Origin of the sequence: Planococcus sp. PAMC 21323 (assembly GCF_000785555.1) — a bacterium.
Classification (GTDB): domain Bacteria; phylum Bacillota; class Bacilli; order Bacillales_A; family Planococcaceae; genus Planococcus.
The window spans coordinates 2,944,681-2,961,158 of record NZ_CP009129.1 but is presented as its reverse complement, the minus strand read 5'-3'; the positions used below and the strand labels follow the sequence as shown (position 1 = coordinate 2,961,158).

General features: G+C 40.4%; 16 protein-coding genes, 3 pseudogenes and 1 riboswitch. Of the genes and pseudogenes, 17 read left to right on the top strand and 2 right to left on the bottom strand.

Annotation, left to right across the window (positions count from 1 at the left end):
- Window positions 1-29 precede the first annotated feature (29 nt).
- From PLANO_RS14590 to PLANO_RS14525, 14 genes and pseudogenes are all read left to right on the top strand, one after another.
- Window positions 30-161, top strand: a pseudogene (locus PLANO_RS14590) (DUF3934 family protein); the annotation flags it as partial.
- Between the two features lie 244 nt (window positions 162-405).
- Window positions 406-584, top strand: a riboswitch (cobalamin riboswitch).
- Between the two features lie 150 nt (window positions 585-734).
- Window positions 735-1,220: an acyl-CoA thioesterase gene (locus PLANO_RS14585; protein WP_038705153.1), complete on the top strand. Its 486-nt coding sequence runs from the start codon at window positions 735-737 to the stop codon at window positions 1,218-1,220.
- A 1-nt stretch (window position 1,221) separates the two neighbouring features.
- Window positions 1,222-2,586 (top strand): annotated as a pseudogene (locus PLANO_RS14580) (ribonucleotide reductase N-terminal alpha domain-containing protein); the annotation flags it as partial.
- 146 nt (window positions 2,587-2,732) lie between these two features.
- Complete coding sequence (locus PLANO_RS15730) at window positions 2,733-3,467, top strand: hypothetical protein (protein ID WP_052124339.1); 735 nt, start codon at window positions 2,733-2,735, stop codon at window positions 3,465-3,467.
- A 168-nt stretch (window positions 3,468-3,635) separates the two neighbouring features.
- Window positions 3,636-4,565 (top strand): annotated as a pseudogene (locus PLANO_RS14570) (ribonucleoside-diphosphate reductase subunit alpha); the annotation flags it as partial.
- 12 nt (window positions 4,566-4,577) lie between these two features.
- The gene (locus PLANO_RS14565; protein ID WP_038705152.1) at window positions 4,578-5,624 is read left to right on the top strand and encodes a ribonucleotide-diphosphate reductase subunit beta; all 1,047 of its coding nucleotides are present in this window, start codon (window positions 4,578-4,580) and stop codon (window positions 5,622-5,624) included.
- Entirely contained in the window at window positions 5,605-6,048 is a 444-nt protein-coding gene (locus PLANO_RS14560) for a flavodoxin domain-containing protein (protein WP_038705151.1), read from the top strand. The genes PLANO_RS14565 and PLANO_RS14560 overlap by 20 nt, the downstream gene beginning before the upstream one ends.
- 474 nt (window positions 6,049-6,522) lie before the next feature.
- Window positions 6,523-6,924 carry a DUF1259 domain-containing protein gene (locus PLANO_RS14555; protein WP_038705150.1) on the top strand — a complete coding sequence of 134 codons (402 nt, stop codon included), beginning with the start codon at window positions 6,523-6,525 and terminating at the stop codon, window positions 6,922-6,924.
- 21 nt (window positions 6,925-6,945) lie between these two features.
- Complete coding sequence (locus PLANO_RS14550) at window positions 6,946-7,293, top strand: GNAT family N-acetyltransferase (RefSeq protein WP_038705149.1); 348 nt, start codon at window positions 6,946-6,948, stop codon at window positions 7,291-7,293.
- A 136-nt stretch (window positions 7,294-7,429) separates the two neighbouring features.
- Window positions 7,430-8,053 carry an anthranilate synthase component II gene (locus tag PLANO_RS14545; RefSeq protein WP_038705148.1) on the top strand — a complete coding sequence of 208 codons (624 nt, stop codon included), beginning with the start codon at window positions 7,430-7,432 and terminating at the stop codon, window positions 8,051-8,053.
- On the top strand, window positions 8,028-9,773 hold the full coding sequence (pabB, locus tag PLANO_RS14540; RefSeq protein WP_038705147.1) for an aminodeoxychorismate synthase component I: 1,746 nt from the start codon (window positions 8,028-8,030) through the stop codon (window positions 9,771-9,773). Before PLANO_RS14545 ends, pabB begins: the two co-directional genes overlap by 26 nt.
- Window positions 9,774-9,931: 158 nt before the next feature.
- A complete protein-coding gene (locus PLANO_RS14535) occupies window positions 9,932-10,675 on the top strand; it encodes an SDR family NAD(P)-dependent oxidoreductase (protein ID WP_038705146.1) in 744 nt (247 codons plus the stop codon).
- A gap of 162 nt (window positions 10,676-10,837) precedes the next feature.
- Window positions 10,838-11,524 (top strand): FusB/FusC family EF-G-binding protein, encoded by a 687-nt coding sequence (locus PLANO_RS14530; protein ID WP_052124337.1) that lies wholly within the window; start codon window positions 10,838-10,840, stop codon window positions 11,522-11,524.
- A 40-nt stretch (window positions 11,525-11,564) separates the two neighbouring features.
- Window positions 11,565-12,056, top strand: a complete 492-nt coding sequence (locus tag PLANO_RS14525; RefSeq protein WP_038705145.1) for a methylated-DNA--[protein]-cysteine S-methyltransferase — start codon at window positions 11,565-11,567, stop codon at window positions 12,054-12,056.
- Window positions 12,057-12,160: 104 nt separating this feature from the next.
- Here PLANO_RS14525 and PLANO_RS14520 read toward each other — a convergent pair whose 3' ends face one another.
- Entirely contained in the window at window positions 12,161-13,129 is a 969-nt protein-coding gene (locus PLANO_RS14520; protein WP_038705144.1) for a class F sortase, read from the bottom strand.
- A gap of 56 nt (window positions 13,130-13,185) precedes the next feature.
- Window positions 13,186-14,523, bottom strand: coding sequence for a hypothetical protein (locus PLANO_RS14515; RefSeq protein ID WP_038705143.1), 1,338 nt, complete (start codon window positions 14,521-14,523; stop codon window positions 13,186-13,188).
- Between the two features lie 358 nt (window positions 14,524-14,881).
- Here PLANO_RS14515 and PLANO_RS14510 point away from each other — a divergent pair, with 358 nt between their 5' ends.
- From PLANO_RS14510 to PLANO_RS14500, 3 genes are all read left to right on the top strand, one after another.
- Complete coding sequence (locus tag PLANO_RS14510) at window positions 14,882-15,136, top strand: hypothetical protein (RefSeq protein WP_038705142.1); 255 nt, start codon at window positions 14,882-14,884, stop codon at window positions 15,134-15,136.
- A gap of 3 nt (window positions 15,137-15,139) precedes the next feature.
- The gene (locus tag PLANO_RS14505; protein ID WP_038705141.1) at window positions 15,140-15,454 is read left to right on the top strand and encodes a TIGR04104 family putative zinc finger protein; all 315 of its coding nucleotides are present in this window, start codon (window positions 15,140-15,142) and stop codon (window positions 15,452-15,454) included.
- An 85-nt stretch (window positions 15,455-15,539) separates the two neighbouring features.
- The gene (locus PLANO_RS14500) at window positions 15,540-16,349 is read left to right on the top strand and encodes a hypothetical protein (protein WP_038705140.1); all 810 of its coding nucleotides are present in this window, start codon (window positions 15,540-15,542) and stop codon (window positions 16,347-16,349) included.
- Window positions 16,350-16,478: the final 129 nt, after the last annotated feature.

Below are 16,478 nucleotides of genomic sequence, written 5' to 3'. Positions count from 1 at the left end.
ATCATCGTAGTAGTAATGGAGTGATTATAATGAGCAAAGCAAAAGCGAAAGCAAAGAGCGGTACGGGCCAAGGAACTGGTAAAAAAGGCTGGACTCGCTGGAAATCTGGCGCAAACAAAGCAAAGAGTTTTAAACCGTATACAAGCAAAAATAATAAAAAAGCGGACGAACCAAAAACAGATAAAGAAAAAGCTTCTGTATGGGTCGATGCATAAATAGAAATTCAAAGGTTGTCCAAAAAGGGCATCCTTTTTTTATGTAGAAATGGTGAAAAGTTCGGTAGGAAAAATATAATTTTTCACCAAATGCTTTGAAATTGTGAAACGACTTGTTAAACTAGTGAAAGTGGTTTATAGTTTATGAATACAATATTTAGTGTTTAAATATAAAAAATTACTATATATAGTAGAAATCGATAACGAAGGTGCCTGAAAAGGCTTAATAGGGAATTCGGTAAAATGCCGGAGCTGTACCCGCAACTGTAAGTGCTGACGAGCTGTCGCAATCCACTGTCCAATGGACGGGAAGGAGACAGCAGAGGATGACGCACGAGCCAGGAGACCTGTCTTCGTTACAAGTTTATGATCTTCTCCGGGAGTTGAGAGAGATAACGAAGAAATGATGCGCAAGCAGCTAGTTCTAGCTGTCTTGAGTTGCTATTCTGCGTTTTCAAACCCATCCTCCCTGAGAGGATGGGTTTTTTTGTTTGTTATAGAGATGGAGGAATGGAAGTTATGACAGAAGCATTAGCTGCAGGTGTAGCGAGAACCGTCCAAACAAAATTGGTGTTGCCACCGGATACCAATCATTTAGGAACGATATTTGGAGGGACGGTACTCGCATATATAGACGAAATCGCGGCGATTACCGCAATGAGACATAGCGGCAAAGCGGTCGTAACCGCTTCAATCGACACAGTGAACTTTTTATCTTCTGCTAAAGTGGGTGACATTTTCATTTTAGAAGGTGTAGTCATTTCGACTGGAAGAACGTCGATGGAAGTTTATGTTAAAGCAGAATGCCAACAAATTGAAACGGGCGTGACCAGTTTAACAACGACAGCTATATTGACGATGGTCGCGGTTGACAGTAACGGCAAACCAATCCCTGTAAAAGGCGTAATCCCTGAAACCGATGCAGAGAAAAAATTATTCCATAGCGCACAAGAACGAAAACAACGACGCATGCAATTAAATGAATACTCAAAGGAGTTGTGCTGATATGAAGATGAAAATTGAGACGGCTGAAATGTCATCAGTAGAAAAAGCGCTTGAACGGGCTACGGATGTATATGGGTTAGATACACGCGAGTTACTCGAGCGGGCAGGCGAACTTGCCGAACAAGCAAAAGGCGAACAATCTTTACTCTACGCGCTCAACCACATCACCATGGATCAACCAGATTGGACTTATGTAGCGGCAGAATTGTATGCGAGTGATTTATATAAGAAAGCAGCAGAACATCGCGGGTACACTTCTTCTGAAAAGTACGGAGATTTTTACAAGCTCGTTCAAGAACTGACGCAAGTTGGAATTTACTCAAAAGACTTATTGTCTAGTTATTCGCAAGAAGAAATCGCAGAACTTGGACAAGCAATCGATCCAGAGCGGGATTTATTGTTTAATTACATTGGCTTATTTTTGTTGGCAGACCGTTATTTAGCTAAAGACTATGAAGGGCGTTTGTTTGAACTTCCGCAAGAGCGCTTTTTAGTCATTGCCATGACATTGATGCAAAACGAACCAAAAGATCGTCGTGTAGAGCTAGTTAAAGAAGCGTATTGGGCAATGAGTCATTTGTATATGACCGTTGCGACTCCAACTTTATCAAATGCGGGTAAAAGCTTTGGACAATTGTCGTCATGCTTTATCGATACAGTGGACGATTCATTAGACGGCATTTATTTAAACAACTGGGATATCGCGCGCCTTAGTAAAGACGGTGGTGGCATCGGTATTTATTACGGAAAAGTGCGGGCGTTAGGTTCGGACATTAAAAAATTCAAAGGAAATTCTTCGGGTGTTGTGCCGTGGATTCGCTTGCTTAATGATACAGCGGTCAGTGTGGATCAATTAGGTCAACGTCAAGGAGCCGTCGCGATTTACTTAGACGTCTTCCATAAAGACATTATGAACGGCTTCTTGGATTTGAAAACCAATAATGGCGACGAGCGCCGTAAAGCACATGATATTTTCACAGGTGTATCGCTTCCCGATTTATTTATGGAGCGTCTGCAAGATAAAGACGAAAACGGACGCAGTATTGGTGAGTGGCACACCTTCTGTCCACACCAAGTCAAACAAGTCATGGGCTGGAAAGATGAAAATGGCAACGCCTTAGGACTTGAAGATTTTTACGATGAAAAAGACGTAAAATACTTTAGTGAAAAATACCAAGAAGCAGTCGACCATCCGTTATTGCCGCGTAAAACCTACCGCGCAATGGAAATTATGGCGCGCATCATGGTGTCGCAATTAGAAACGGGCACGCCGTATATGTTTTACCGGGACGAAGTCAATCGACAAAACCCGAACAAGCACACAAGAGGTCGCGGGCTGACATCAATTTATTGCAGTAATTTGTGTTAATTTTTAGCACCTTCAGTCAGTAATGGCTGTCGAAAACCCATCTAAACGGGGAAACACTTTTAAATGAAGTCAATCCCGTGCTAAATCTCTTTAATTTTGAATGTTGAGAAGTAATAAAGCATAATAAGGAAAAACTAAATGAGGTGGAAGGCATAGTTAATCCTTTTGGCTTTATATACGAAACAACTAATCAAGTAAATAACATGAAGTATATTGGGAAATGTATATACACGCGAAAGAATAATTGGAAAGTGTATATGGGGTCGGGTCTATATCTCAAGCGAGCAATTAAGAAATATGGGTTGGAAAATTTTACGAGGGTCATTCTAGCAGAAGCTAATTCAGCTGAAGAACTTAATGCGTTGGAGGAATACTATATTTTGTTATATAAAGCAGTCGAGTCTCCAACTTATTACAATGTTAAATTCACTTCTATTGGTGGCGACATTTTTACAATGAATCCAAATAAGGAATCAATAAGACTGCAAAGAGTTCAACAGATGTCTGGAGAAGGCAATCATCAATATGGTAAAGCTAAAAGCCAAAAAATGATTGAATCTGTTAGAAAAGCAAATTCTAGAGTGGTAATGATTGATAATGTAGAGTATTCATCGGGTAAAGAGGCAGCGGAGATATTAAATATTAAAACTACAACTCTTAATTATCGCTTAGGCTCAGATCATTTTCCGAATTATGAAAGACTCTATGAAAAAGTGAACAGACCTACAAACAAAACTAGTGCTTATAAATGTCAAATAGGTAATATTCAATACGAGAGTATTGCTAAAGCTGCTAGTGCTCATGGAATTTCAACCCATAGTATGAGAAACCGAATGTATTCAAAAAACTTTCCAGATTACTTCATAATTAAAGAGTAAATGCCGAACGACTATCGAAAGCACGCATTATGCGGAAGCGAGTAGAGTAGGGCCAAGCGGTCCGATACGGTGGGCACCCTTATTATATAAGGGTGATGATATAGTCTACTCTGCATGGCGACATGCAGCTGCATCTAGTATGCGGGTTGAGTTTAGCGAATTCAATTGAATAAGGGGACCGAAATTATGCAAAATATGTCAGCTACGACTATTGTTAAAGAATATACCGATGACGAAGGCAACCTTGTCATGATCCGTAAGCCTGGTGATTTTGTCGTCTGTAATTTGTCATCGATCAACTTGCCAAGAGCGGTTGGAGCGGACGTATTAGAACGTTTAGTGCCGATTCAAACACGTATGCTTGATAACGTCATTGACTTGAATACGATTTCAGTAGGACAAGCTGAAGCAACAAATAAAAAATACCGCGCCATTGGTTTAGGAACTTTTGGATGGCACCATTTACTAGCGCTTGAAGGCATTCATTGGGAAAGCGAAAAAGCCGTTGAATTTGCCGATAAGCTATACGAAGAAATTGCGTATCAAACCATTCAAGCTTCTATGCAATTAGCGGAAGAAAAAGGTGCATTTAGTCAGTTTTCAGGTTCAGAATGGCACACAGGCGAGTATTTTGAGCGCCGCAACTACACGAGCGAGCGGTGGAACAGCTTGCAACAGCAAGTAGCTAAAAATGGCGTTCGAAACGGCTGGATGATGGCTGTAGCGCCTAACTCATCGACTGCAAAAATCGGTGGTTCAACAGACGGCATCGATCCATTATACGCAGTAGAATACGCCGAAGAGAAAAAGAACTTCAAATTTAAAGTGACTGCTCCTGACTTGGACCACAACACGTACGAATATTACCGACGTTCGCGTCACGTGCTCGACCAAAAATGGAGCATACGCCAAAATGCAGCGCGTCAACGTCATATTGATCAATCGATCAGCTTTAACTTTTATGTGCCGCACACCATTAAAGCAAAAGAGTTATTAGAGCTGCATTTAGAAGCATGGAAGCAAAACTTGAAGACGACTTATTATGTTCGCAGTACATCTCAAGCAGAAATTGAAGAATGCGAAGCATGTCAAAGCTAAAGGAGAATGATCATGACGATACATGAACCGTTAAAAAAGATTAAATTATTAAATCCCGAACATCCGAACAAGTCGACTGGCGTATTAAATGGCCAGTCTTCGGGCTTGTTAAATTGGAACGATATTGCGTATCCGCAAATGTACGATTTGTATCAAGCGCTATTGGCTAACTTCTGGAAAGCGCAAGAAATCAATATGCAAGACGATATTAAGCAATGGGACCGCTTAAGCGACGTAGAAAAAGACGTCTTTTTACGCATTAATACGCAACTTGCCTCACTTGATAGCTTGCAAACACCAACAATGAGCCAAGCAATGGATTACGTCACTGATTCGAGCTTTAAAGCGATCTTTGCGGTCATTTCCCAACAAGAAGCTGTTCATACAGAGTCGTATTCGTACATCTTAAGTTCTCTCGTATCCGTAAGCGAACAAAATGCACGCTTTGATCAAGCAAAAAGCGATCCAGTAGTTCAAAAACGTAACGATTTAATTTTGGATGCGTACGAGGAATTCCGTCAAAATCCTACGCCGCAAAACTTGTTTAAGCTAAGCGTCAATTCTATTAACTTAGAAGGTATTTATTTCTATGCCGGATTCGCATTTTTCTACCATTTAGCGCGTCAGCAAAAAATGTTGAAATCCAGCACGATGATTAGCTATATTCAACGCGACGAAATGCAGCATGCGTATTTTATCGCGCAGTTTATCCGCATCATGTTGACGGAAAATCCAGAATTGAATACAGACGAAAACATTCAATACATTTATACGACGATAGATAAAGCTGTGCAGTTAGAAAAAGAATGGGCGTATTACATCTTAGCTGACATTGAAGGCTTAGATTTGGTAGAGTTTACAGGATATGTTGAATACTTGGCCAATAAACGCTTACGTCAATTAGGACTAGATAATTTATACGAAGAGCGCAGCAACCCAATGCCGTGGATTCAAGTATTTGGTGATGATATGATGAACGACACCAAATCGGATTTCTTTGAACAAAAATCAAGAACGTATACGAAAGTGTCACAAACGAATGGCTTTGACGAGCTTTAATTCACGAACAGCAATCATTTATGCTTCGGTTACCGGTAACACGGAACAGTTAGCAGAAATGCTGCAAACGGCCATGCTCCACCGAGGAATCTCGGTGGAGCTTTACCGAATAGAAGAGTTTTCAATAGAGGATCTACCTTTTTTTGATTGTGTATTAATCGGTACTTATACATGGGGGAGCGGTGAAATCCCAGCAGAAATGCACGAATTGTATAAAGCGATTGAAGAGCTTGAAAAAAAAGAATTGAAAACAGCTGTTTTCGGAACAGGTGATAGTTTTTTTGCAGAATTTTGCGGAGCGGTCGATCGTTTTCGAGACATGTTATTTGTTAAAACAAAATTGATCGCTAGTTTAAAAGTAGAACTGACGCCTCAACCAAAAGATGTCGTGCGCTGTGAAAAACTAGCGGAACTTATTAAGTGATTGCTCAGTCCAGGGTCTTCAGCTCATCCTGTTTTTCATGGAGTCGCCCTGCGCTCGGAATTCTTAAAGTACTCTTTATCAACCTATTTGTTTACAGTCTGAAACCGCTTTTTAGCGGTTTTTTTATTTTGTCTAAAAGTGTTTAAGTTTTGAAAACGGGGTATAGAATATAAACAAATGGAAATCATATTTTTACTATTTCCAGCTGTAGCTAGCGTTGGGGATTTTCGTTGTGAATTTTTTTATGGATTAAAATTACGCACCCATAGTAATTTTGAGCGAATATTTAAATGAGAAATCGGCGTTTTCATTTAAATGATTTTATTGGTCACAAACTAAAAGAGCAACAACATACAATCCGTTCAAGATTTTGGCTAGAAAAAACGCCGAAAAGAGTCTAAGGATTCTTTTCGGTGTTTTTGTGTCTGAAAAACCACCATATAAAGTTATATGGAAAACAGGAGGGTGAGCTGAGTGGAAAGATTCGAGCGATTGGCCGAACAAGTTGGCGTGTTGCTAAATGCGGAAGTGGAAGTACAGGGCGGCGAATGTTTGGTTAAAAGAACAAGGACTATCAATATTTCCTCTCAAAACAAAAATTTCAATTGTGTGCTCGATCATGATATTTCGTTTAAAAATCTTAAAGAAGACGGAACTGCGCTTAACCAGGCAGAAATATTCTTACTTCCAGAAGAGCTAGAACTTTTTATAAATGCACTTCACCAACATCCGCTACCCACTAACTACCGGCAGCGTGTGGATACGAATCCTAATATTGTATGCATCTATTTGTCGTCAGAAGAAGCACCTGAAAATTTTGCGGCAAGATTATCTACTGCATTCCAGATGATCAAGCAAATTTCGTTAGTAAAGTGATGACTGAAGGGGGAGAGTTACATGTTAACTAGATACAAACGGGCTTATGAAAAAGTAGCAATGGGCTTACTGGCCTTGATGCCGGCAGAACGAAATATTAAACAACTGAAAACAACCATGGGATTATACAATGAACGCCCAGATTGGCAGCTTTTCTTTTGGAAAGTAAACGATCGGTATGTGGGCATCATTGGCGTTTATATAGAAGACGACAAATCATTCTCAGTTCAGCACATTTCGGTAATTCCTTCATACCGCGGAGAGGGAATCGGCCACGAGATGATGGCATGTGTTGAAAAGTACATGGGAAACCGCAAAGTAAAACCAGCTGAATCTACCAGAGCCTTTATGACAAAATGTAGTGCATGAACAAGTAGATATTCGATAGTCAACCGGTTGTGGGAATACACAACCGGTTTTTTTATGGATAAATTCCCAACAAACCTATCAACAGCGTATAATAAAAACATCAGATTCGACTAAAGTAGAGTTAAGAGGTGTGCCCATGATCGTTATCATCGATAACCAAGATTCGTTTACCTATAATCTCGTTCACTATTTCGAGCAATTAGACGATAATGTCCGTGTATTTCAAAACGATGAACATATAGAAAAACAAATAGAAGAATTAAAACCCGACCTAATCGTTCTGTCCCCTGGTCCGGGTCGACCTATAGCGAGTGGGGCAAGTAAACGAGTATTAACAGCATTAAGCGGACATATTCCAATACTAGGAGTTTGTCTCGGTCATCAAACTATTGTGGAACATTTTGGAGGCACAGTAACAAAAGGAGAACAGCCAATGCACGGCAAAGTTTCTACACTGACGCATGATGGAAAAGGAGTTTTTAAAGAAATCACCAATCCTACACTCGTAACGCGCTACCATTCATTAGTGGCTGAAAATACGATGCCCGACTGCTTATTGGTGACTGCACGTTCTGAGGACAATATGGTTATGGCCGTACGTCATCGCAATTTCCCGGTCGAAGGCATCCAATTTCATCCAGAGTCAGTGTTAACAGTAGAAGGCTTTCATATGTTGAAAAATAGTTATGAACAAGCCATAGAGTGGAACAAAATAAAAAAGGGAGGTGTTGATCGTGTCGAACCCTTACCTTATGTATGAGTTTAAAAACAGTGCAGGAGACATCGAACCACTGCATTTTAGCAATCCGGTCACCATTTTAGAAACAAACGAGCTAGCAAGCGTAGCTGGTATTCTAGAAAAAGTTGAAAAAGCAGTAGCTGACGGATTTTATGCAGCAGGCTATGTGTCGTATGAAGCAGCTCCGGCTTTTCGCCCAGAAATGCGTGTTCAATCAACGGGTGAAATGCCACTCCTTTGGTTTGGCATTTTTAAAGAGCCGCAAAAAATACCGCTTGTTTCGAATGAACAAGAAAGCTACCATGTCTCAGATTGGAAAATGGCAAGTCGAATCGAAAAATACAAAGATGGCATTCAACAAATCAAAACAGCCATCGAAGAAGGGCACACCTACCAAGTAAATTACACAGAACGTTTGACTGCGAGATTTACGGGTGACGACTTGGCCTTTTATCACCAATTAGCAAGAAACCAACAAGCAGATTATGGAGCTTATTTAAACTTAGGCCGCTTTCGTCTACTTTCGGCATCGCCCGAGCTATTTTTTAAAGTTCAAGAGGGCAAACTGACTGCTAAGCCGATGAAAGGCACAGCGCCAAGAGGACGTACGACACAAGAAGATCAAGAACACGTAAAAGCCTTGTTGTCGTCTGAGAAAGAAAGAGCTGAAAATTTAATGATTGTCGACTTGCTGCGAAACGATATGAGCCGCCTGGCTAAAAAAGGCAGCGTCAAAGCTGATCCACTTTTTACAGTTGAGACATATCCAACGGTTCATCAACTAACTTCAACAGTCACTGCTGACTTAAAAGACGGCACCACCATTTGGGACTGGTTTCAAGCCTTATTCCCGTGTGGCTCGATTACTGGAGCACCAAAAATTAGTACAATGAAATACATAGCTTCATTAGAACAAACGCCGCGAGAAGTGTATTGCGGCGCTATTGGATTTATCACGCCTAATAAAGATGCGGTTTTTAATGTACCTATTCGTACCGTTATTATTGATAAGGAAAAGGGCATGGCGAGTTACGGAGTAGGAGGCGGCATCACGTGGGATTCAACTTCTGACGGAGAATACCGAGAGTTGCAAACAAAAGCAGAAGTACTTACTGCAAAACGCCCTGTATTTAAATTACTTGAATCATTAAAGCTAGAAGACGGGAAATACCCATTGCTGCCCTATCACTTGGCTAGACTCCAAGACTCTTCGGATTATTTTCATTTCCCGGGAAATACCGAAGGAGTCAAAGTTGAATTAGTTAAACTGGCGCAACAACATCCGCAAGGAATATACAAAGTGCGTCTCTTATTGGATCGGAAAGGTCAGTTGGAGTTACAAGCACAAGAAACGTTTCCGGTGGATGATGCGGTAAAATGTGTACTCGCCAGCGCACCTATAGATAGCGAAAATCCGTTTTTGTTTCACAAAACGACCCATCGCGAAGTCTATGAAAAAGCAAGTGCTGAACTTTCAAAAGAGCAGTTTTCAGTCTTATTATGGAATGAAAAACAACAAATTACGGAATTTACAATTGGCAATGTCGTTGTCGAAAAAGACGGTCGTTTTTTCACACCACCTATTGGCTGCGGTTTATTAGCAGGTACTTTGAGGCAGCAATTACTAGATCAGCAAAAAATCGAAGAAAAAATTATTTTAAAAGACGAATTACATGAATACGATGCAATCTGGTTTATTAACGGAGTGCGGGGATGGCTCGCTGTGGAGTTAAGTGAGTAAATACTATGAAATCTAAAAGCCTAATCGAGAAATTTTCGGTTAGGCTTTTGTGTTTTAGTTGGTTGTGGTCAGTAATCTTAAGTTTCTAATGTTGTAATATTCAGAAATCAAGTGTTTAATGGGGGGTAGGAACTTTTCAATACAAGGAGGCGGAATGAGTGGAAATAGCAGGTAAAGTAGCAATTGTAACAGGAGGAGCATCTGGTATTGGTTTTGCGACAGCTAAAGCATTTATTGATAAAGGTGCAAAAGTGGTGATTGCTGACCATAACGAAGAAGGTGGTCAGCAAGCAGAACAACAATTAAAAGAAAAAAGCGCAGACGTAGCTTTTGTCAAAGTAGATGTTGCAAGTGAAGACTCTGTTGAACAAATGGTAGCAACTACTGTTGAACGTTTCGGCAGAGTGGATATTATCGTCAACAATGCGGGAATCGGCGAACTGACGGTTACGCATGAATTGTCTTATGAAGATTATCACAAGGTGATAGCAGTCAATCAAGATGGCGTCTTTTTTGGCGCAAAACACGCGATTAAAAACATGTTAGAACACGGTGACGGAGGCGTGATCATTAGCACTTCATCAATTTTAGGATCTGTTGGTGAAGGAGGAGCTTTTGCCTATAATGCATCAAAAGGCGCGGTCAATTTGATGACCAAATCGTTGGCACTGCAATACGCAGAGCATAAAATTCGCGTCAATGCAGTAGCACCAGGATATGTAGAAACCGGTATGGTTAGCAAAGAAGCCTTGGGTGATTTTTACGACGCTTTGGTAGCGAAGCACCCGGTTGGTCGACTTGGTCAGCCAGAAGAAATTGCGCACGCGATTGTCTTTTTAGTTGAAAATGAGTTTGTGACAGGCACAACGATTATGGTCGACGGTGGATATACGACTCAATAAATAGAAAATAGAAGAGCTGCAAATTGCAGCTTTTTTTAGTGGAAAAAAGTAACTAGAATCTGATGGATGGAAAAGAAACATTGGATAAAGTATGATAAAACCACAAGAAAACCTTTTTCTTCCGTAACTAGGCAAGTATCAAAACGTAAGGAGTGGGTTCTGATGATTCATGTTAAGGAAACGACAGAAAACCATATTACTATTGCTGATCATCCAAAAGCTTTTATTCGAAATGATCAATATAATTTCATCAAAGACCAAACGAAAATTTTGCTGACGGCGCAAACTAGCACGAACGACGCTGAAGTATTAAATGTGCTGCGCCATCTCGCGCATGAAAAAGTCCAAAAGCTATTTCCGACGCTCACAGATGCACAAAAGAAAGTTCTCGAGCCGTTAGTCAAAGTAAAAGAACTTGCTGAGGCAGAAGTTTTTTTAGGACAACTGCAGCCTTATCTCATTCCGTTTAAAGCGGTAACTGAACAAGACTTAAAGAAACTATTTCCTAAAGCGAAAAAACTAAAGGGACCAAAAGTGGAAGCTATTAACTTCCATAAGACTTCTTATTTAGGATGGACTGAAAGCTCTAATTTACGGTATTTAGTAGCGGATGTAAACGATCAATTTGTAGGTATTCAAGGCAGTACTACACGCAGTCAAAAACGTGGGGTTTGTTCGGTATGTAAGTGCCATAGCGAAGTCGGATTATTTATTGCCAAAACGAAAACTTCTGGCAACGATCAATTTATTAAACGCGGCAATTACATTTGCCAAGATGCTGGGGTTTGTAATAACAACATGAAAAGTTTGGATCAGCTAGCAGAGTTTATAGAGCAGTTTCAGAGATAATTAAAGTCGTGCACCACATTCTTTTATGGAGGTCGTTATTATGAGTCAAGTGCATCACGTAGAGTTTGAATCGCCAATCGGCATCGTTGAAATTACAGGGACAGAAAAAGCCGTTTTGTCTATTTTATTTAATGAAAAAAGCGAGGTCAGCTCGCCAATTTCTGTAAATACACCGCAAGTTTTAATAGATTGCCACCAGCAACTTGTCGAATATTTTAAAGGACAACGCATGGAATTCACGATTCCTCTTGAGTCGAAAGGAACTGAATTTCAACAAAAAGTGTGGACCGCATTAACAGATGTGCCATACGCAGAAACAGCTTCTTACGGAACAATTGCTAAAGCCGTCGACAGCGAAAAAGCCGTCAGAGCAGTGGGCAACGCTAATAGTAAAAACAAGCTAAGCATTATTGTTCCATGTCACCGGGTAATTGGTGCAAATGGCAAACTAACTGGCTACGCTGGCACATTACCGCGGAAAGAATGGCTACTTCGTCATGAAAAAGCATGTAGAGAAAATCAAACTGTATAAAGATAAAACGAAAAAGCTGTCCCCAAAATCAGTTTACATGATTTTGGGGACAGCTTTTTATTGTTCATAAAGTTAGGGCTAGAACGATTTCTTTGAGTAAAAAACTACTCTGTTTCTGCCGCAGCTTTTTTAGATTCATTCAAATCAACATCTACAGAAGTGACAAAATAACGCTTCGTGTCGTCTTTTTGAATATCTACTTTTTTACGGTCAAACAATGAAACGGTTTCGATTTTTGTCATTTCGCCAGTTTGGATATCTTCTTCGTAAATGCGGTAACCGATAATCGCATCGTCACGCACTGCATGCCAAGAAATATTGAAAGCAGTCGCTAGTACGTTTGCCGGTGGTTCAGGCTGTTTATCAGTAACGCTTGTATCAGAAATTAACTCAGCTGTTACAACCAATCGTTCTTCGTGTGAACCGATATCGCGGTTGTAATCACCTGTACATGTGATCAAGCTCAAGAGACGTTTATCTGAGCTACCGAATATTTTTTCAATCGGTGCATCGTCTGTTTCGTAGCTAGTTAAATCGGTCACTTTATAAACCATTTCGCGTCCATCGGGTCCTGTTACTGTGACAGTTTCACCAATTTCTATATTTTCCAATTCATAAAATACTGCGGGTCCTGTCAAGCTATCGACGTGACCAGCTAAAACCGCATGACCTTTCGCACCAACTTTATAGCCTGGCTCGAACCAGCCAACCTGGTCTACATCTTCAGGGACACCCATTTCGCCATTATCTAAAATACCAGTCGATTCGATGGCTGCATCGACACCGATTGAAGGAATTTTAATTTGAAAAGGCTCCATACCTTTGATACTTTCTTGACGTTCACGTTGCAACATTTGTAGCTTTTCACGTTGTTCTGGAAGGATTGGAAACTCCGCAATCTTGTCTACGTAGTTGCCCGTTACTTCTTCTTTTTTTACAGGCTCTTTTTCTTCCGCTTTTTTGACTTGCTCAATTTGATCTTCAAAAGTGGGGCTAGCGGCTAAGGGCTTTAATATGATAAACAAAGCGAGACATAAAACTAAGGCTGTACTTATTGTGACAAGCTGCTTCATTTGTCATTCCTCCTTTCCAAAGGGGAAAGAGAGCTTGAGGCTCTCTTTCTGTTAATTTATGATTGTTTTTTTGTTTGGCGGTAAGTAATTGTTCCAGCTGCTAATAAAATCATCATGCTCAATGTGATCCATAAGATCATTGTGTTTGATTGATTTGACATGCCGCCAAGTCCTGTAGCAGGCATTTTTTCTGGTGAATTGTTTTCGAATTTCTCAGGGAATTGATCAACAACTGCACCACTCAACCCTTTACCAATATCAAACATAATCGCATATCCTGAACGGTAAGTTTCGTAAGATGTTTCGTAATCACCTGATACGTATTGTTGGAAAGTATCGATGACTGACATTTCGTGAGCTTTCACACCCGCAATTGTTTCATCCAAAGGCATACGATCTTCTGTTGCTGCATTCAAAAACGTGCCTAAATCTTTTGCGAAAGCGCTTGTTAATGTATTTGTTGCTTCTTCAGCCGCTTCTTTGTCGTCAGCTGCTACAGCGATTACTAAGTCACCTTGAACCGAGATATGTTGATTGTTCCATAATTGAACAAATTCGTTACTTGCTTCTTCACCATAAACAGTGGCAAGGGCTGCACGGAATTCTTCCGTATTTTGATCTTGCGCCCAATCGGCAAAGTCAAAGTCTTCAGCACCATTATACCCTTTTGTCATGCTCAATTGCGCTAAAGCGAAATGCTCAGCAGCGATACGGTTTACAGTTGAACGAAAATCACCGGCTGGCGTATTTGGATCTGAAAACTGATCAGGGAACTGAGTCGAAATGGCTCCACTAATTGCGCTACCCGCTCCAAAGATTTGTGTAAAACCATCTAAGTAAGAAGTGTAAGCTGCCACATAATCTCCTTCTACGTATAGATCAAATGTGTTTTGGACAAAATCTTCATGTTCGCGAAGCGCTGCAGTGGCACCGTCTTCAGGAAGATTTCCTTCTGTCGCTGTTCCAAGAAATGCGCCCATGTCGTCAACAAAAGATTGAATTTCGTCTAACGCTTCTTCTTTCATTGCGTCATCGCCATCTCGAACTGCTGCCGCATAATCATCCGTTCCGGTATTATGCTTATCAAAAATTTCCGTAAACGCTGCGCCGCCTTCTTCGCCATAAACAGAAGCAATAACTGGCTCCATGTCCGCTGCATTTGCATCAAGTGCTGCAATCGCCGCTTCAGCTGCCTCGTCTTCATCGTAAATTTTCATCATCGAATCGACTGCCAATGCGTAATGCTCAGATAATAATGAGTCTAAGCTTGTGCGAAGTTCCACACCTGTCGTTTCAGTAGGTGAACCTTCTTCTGCTGCTAATGCGTTTGATGCCATGCCCGGTAATAAAAGCGCTGCTCCTAATACAGGTACCAATATTTTATTCCATTTCATATAAAAACACTCCTCTTTTTTTAATCTATTACACACATAACGGAGGGAGTGAGAATTTAGATCACATTTTTGGAGGGGAATTGGCTGGAATTTTAATTCGGACAGTAAATGGTGTGATTTCGACAGTATTCAGTGTCATTCGGACAGTATTCGAGTCGAATCGGACAGTATTTCTACAAAACTGGACAGTATATCCAATTAACTGGAAATTCAGAGCGCGATATAAGTATAAAATAACAACTTCAAAAGAAATTCATACTATATAAGAAGCAACTAACAATCAAACCTCTAAAAACCCGAAACTTCTCTCTATTCAACTCGTAAATACAGGTACAGGAAATAAAAGGAGGCGCTATTTTTGTGGCCAATCGTATTTACGTTACTAGCAGTCCTAGCATTAGGCATCGCGCTCAATAAAATCATCAAAATAAACGCAGATCCCAAAAGCAAAGTGACGGCGATTTGTTTCTTACTAATTAGTATTATTAACATAGCTGGTTATTGGTTAGAGAATCTTGGCGTGTTCACGATGGCGCTAACCGTGGCACTGTTAATCACAGGTGCTTATTTTACTCGTTACATGCAAACGGATCATCAATTTAAGGAGGAGTAAACGATGCCAAACTGCGAAAGTTGTGGGCAAAAATGGCCGTGGAAAACTACTGTTTCAAAAACCTTCAAGCTCACTAATAAAATTAACTGTCCGCATTGTGGAACTCCGCAATACCTCATACCCAAATCACGAAAACTAACCGCCATGTTTGCTTATATACCGGCATTTCTCATTATTACACTAACGTTAGTTTTAGATTTCAATGGATTGGGAGTTTTCCTGCTTGCCATTACGTTAATGATTGCGTTTTTAGGGCTTTATCCATTTATGATGAAACTTTCAAATGAGGATCCAATGCTAACTTATAAAATGTGGTGATCTTACAAGATGCTTTGTTTAGTAGAGCGTATATAAGGGGAATCTTATACTATAGAAAGAACAAAAATCAGGAGGCGCAATCCTTATGGACGAAAAAACGCGTAAGAAAACAACACTCTTCGCCATTTTGAATTTAGTTTTCTATTTTCTCACTTTAGGCATCAACTCACTCGGGTCAACCGGATTTTTTAATGGCATGAGTCAAAAAGATCTGTCCGACAAATACATGACACTCATTTCACCAGCGCCGTTCACGTTCTCAATTTGGGGTGTGATTTACACATTGCTACTAGTCACGTTGGTTTATTTCTTTATTAAACGAAAAGACGAACGCGTTGGAAAACTGATTCGGTTGGTGTCGCCTTTATTTATCGCCAGTGCCGTATTTAATATGGCATGGATTATCGTCTTCTCATACGAGTTATTAGGGATTTCAACGTTACTGATTTTGGGTCTCCTGTTCTCGTTGATTTTGATCGTCAAAAAAATCACCAACAACCGCGACCAATTTCCGAGTACGCTGGCAGGCATCAGTTTCACGCTCTACAGCTCGTGGGTATTTATCGCAACAATCGTTAACACCTCGCTATTTTTAGTACAGCTAGAGTGGAACGGCTTTGGACTATCCGATTCGATTTGGACCATCGCCATTTTGTTTGTGGCCATTGGCTTTGTATTTTTCTACTTGGCGCTATACAAAAACGCTGCATTTCCACTGCCAATCGCATGGGCGTTCTTTGGTATCTACAGCGCATACGCGAGTGGCGTATTAGAGGCATCGATGGCAACAACCATTCAAGCCGTTTTAGTAGCTGGAATTGTCCTATTGCTGATTGCGAGTGCGTGGACATATATTAAAAATGACAAAGGCCTTTTTCCGAAAACAACAAGTTAAGACTAGTAGTCGAATAAAAGCAGCCACAAAATCTCTTTTGAAGAGATTTTGTGGCTGTTTTGAATTGGAATTTCTTTATACAAAATATGGGTTGACCTCTGAAAAAATGCGCTCGCTAGTAAATCACTT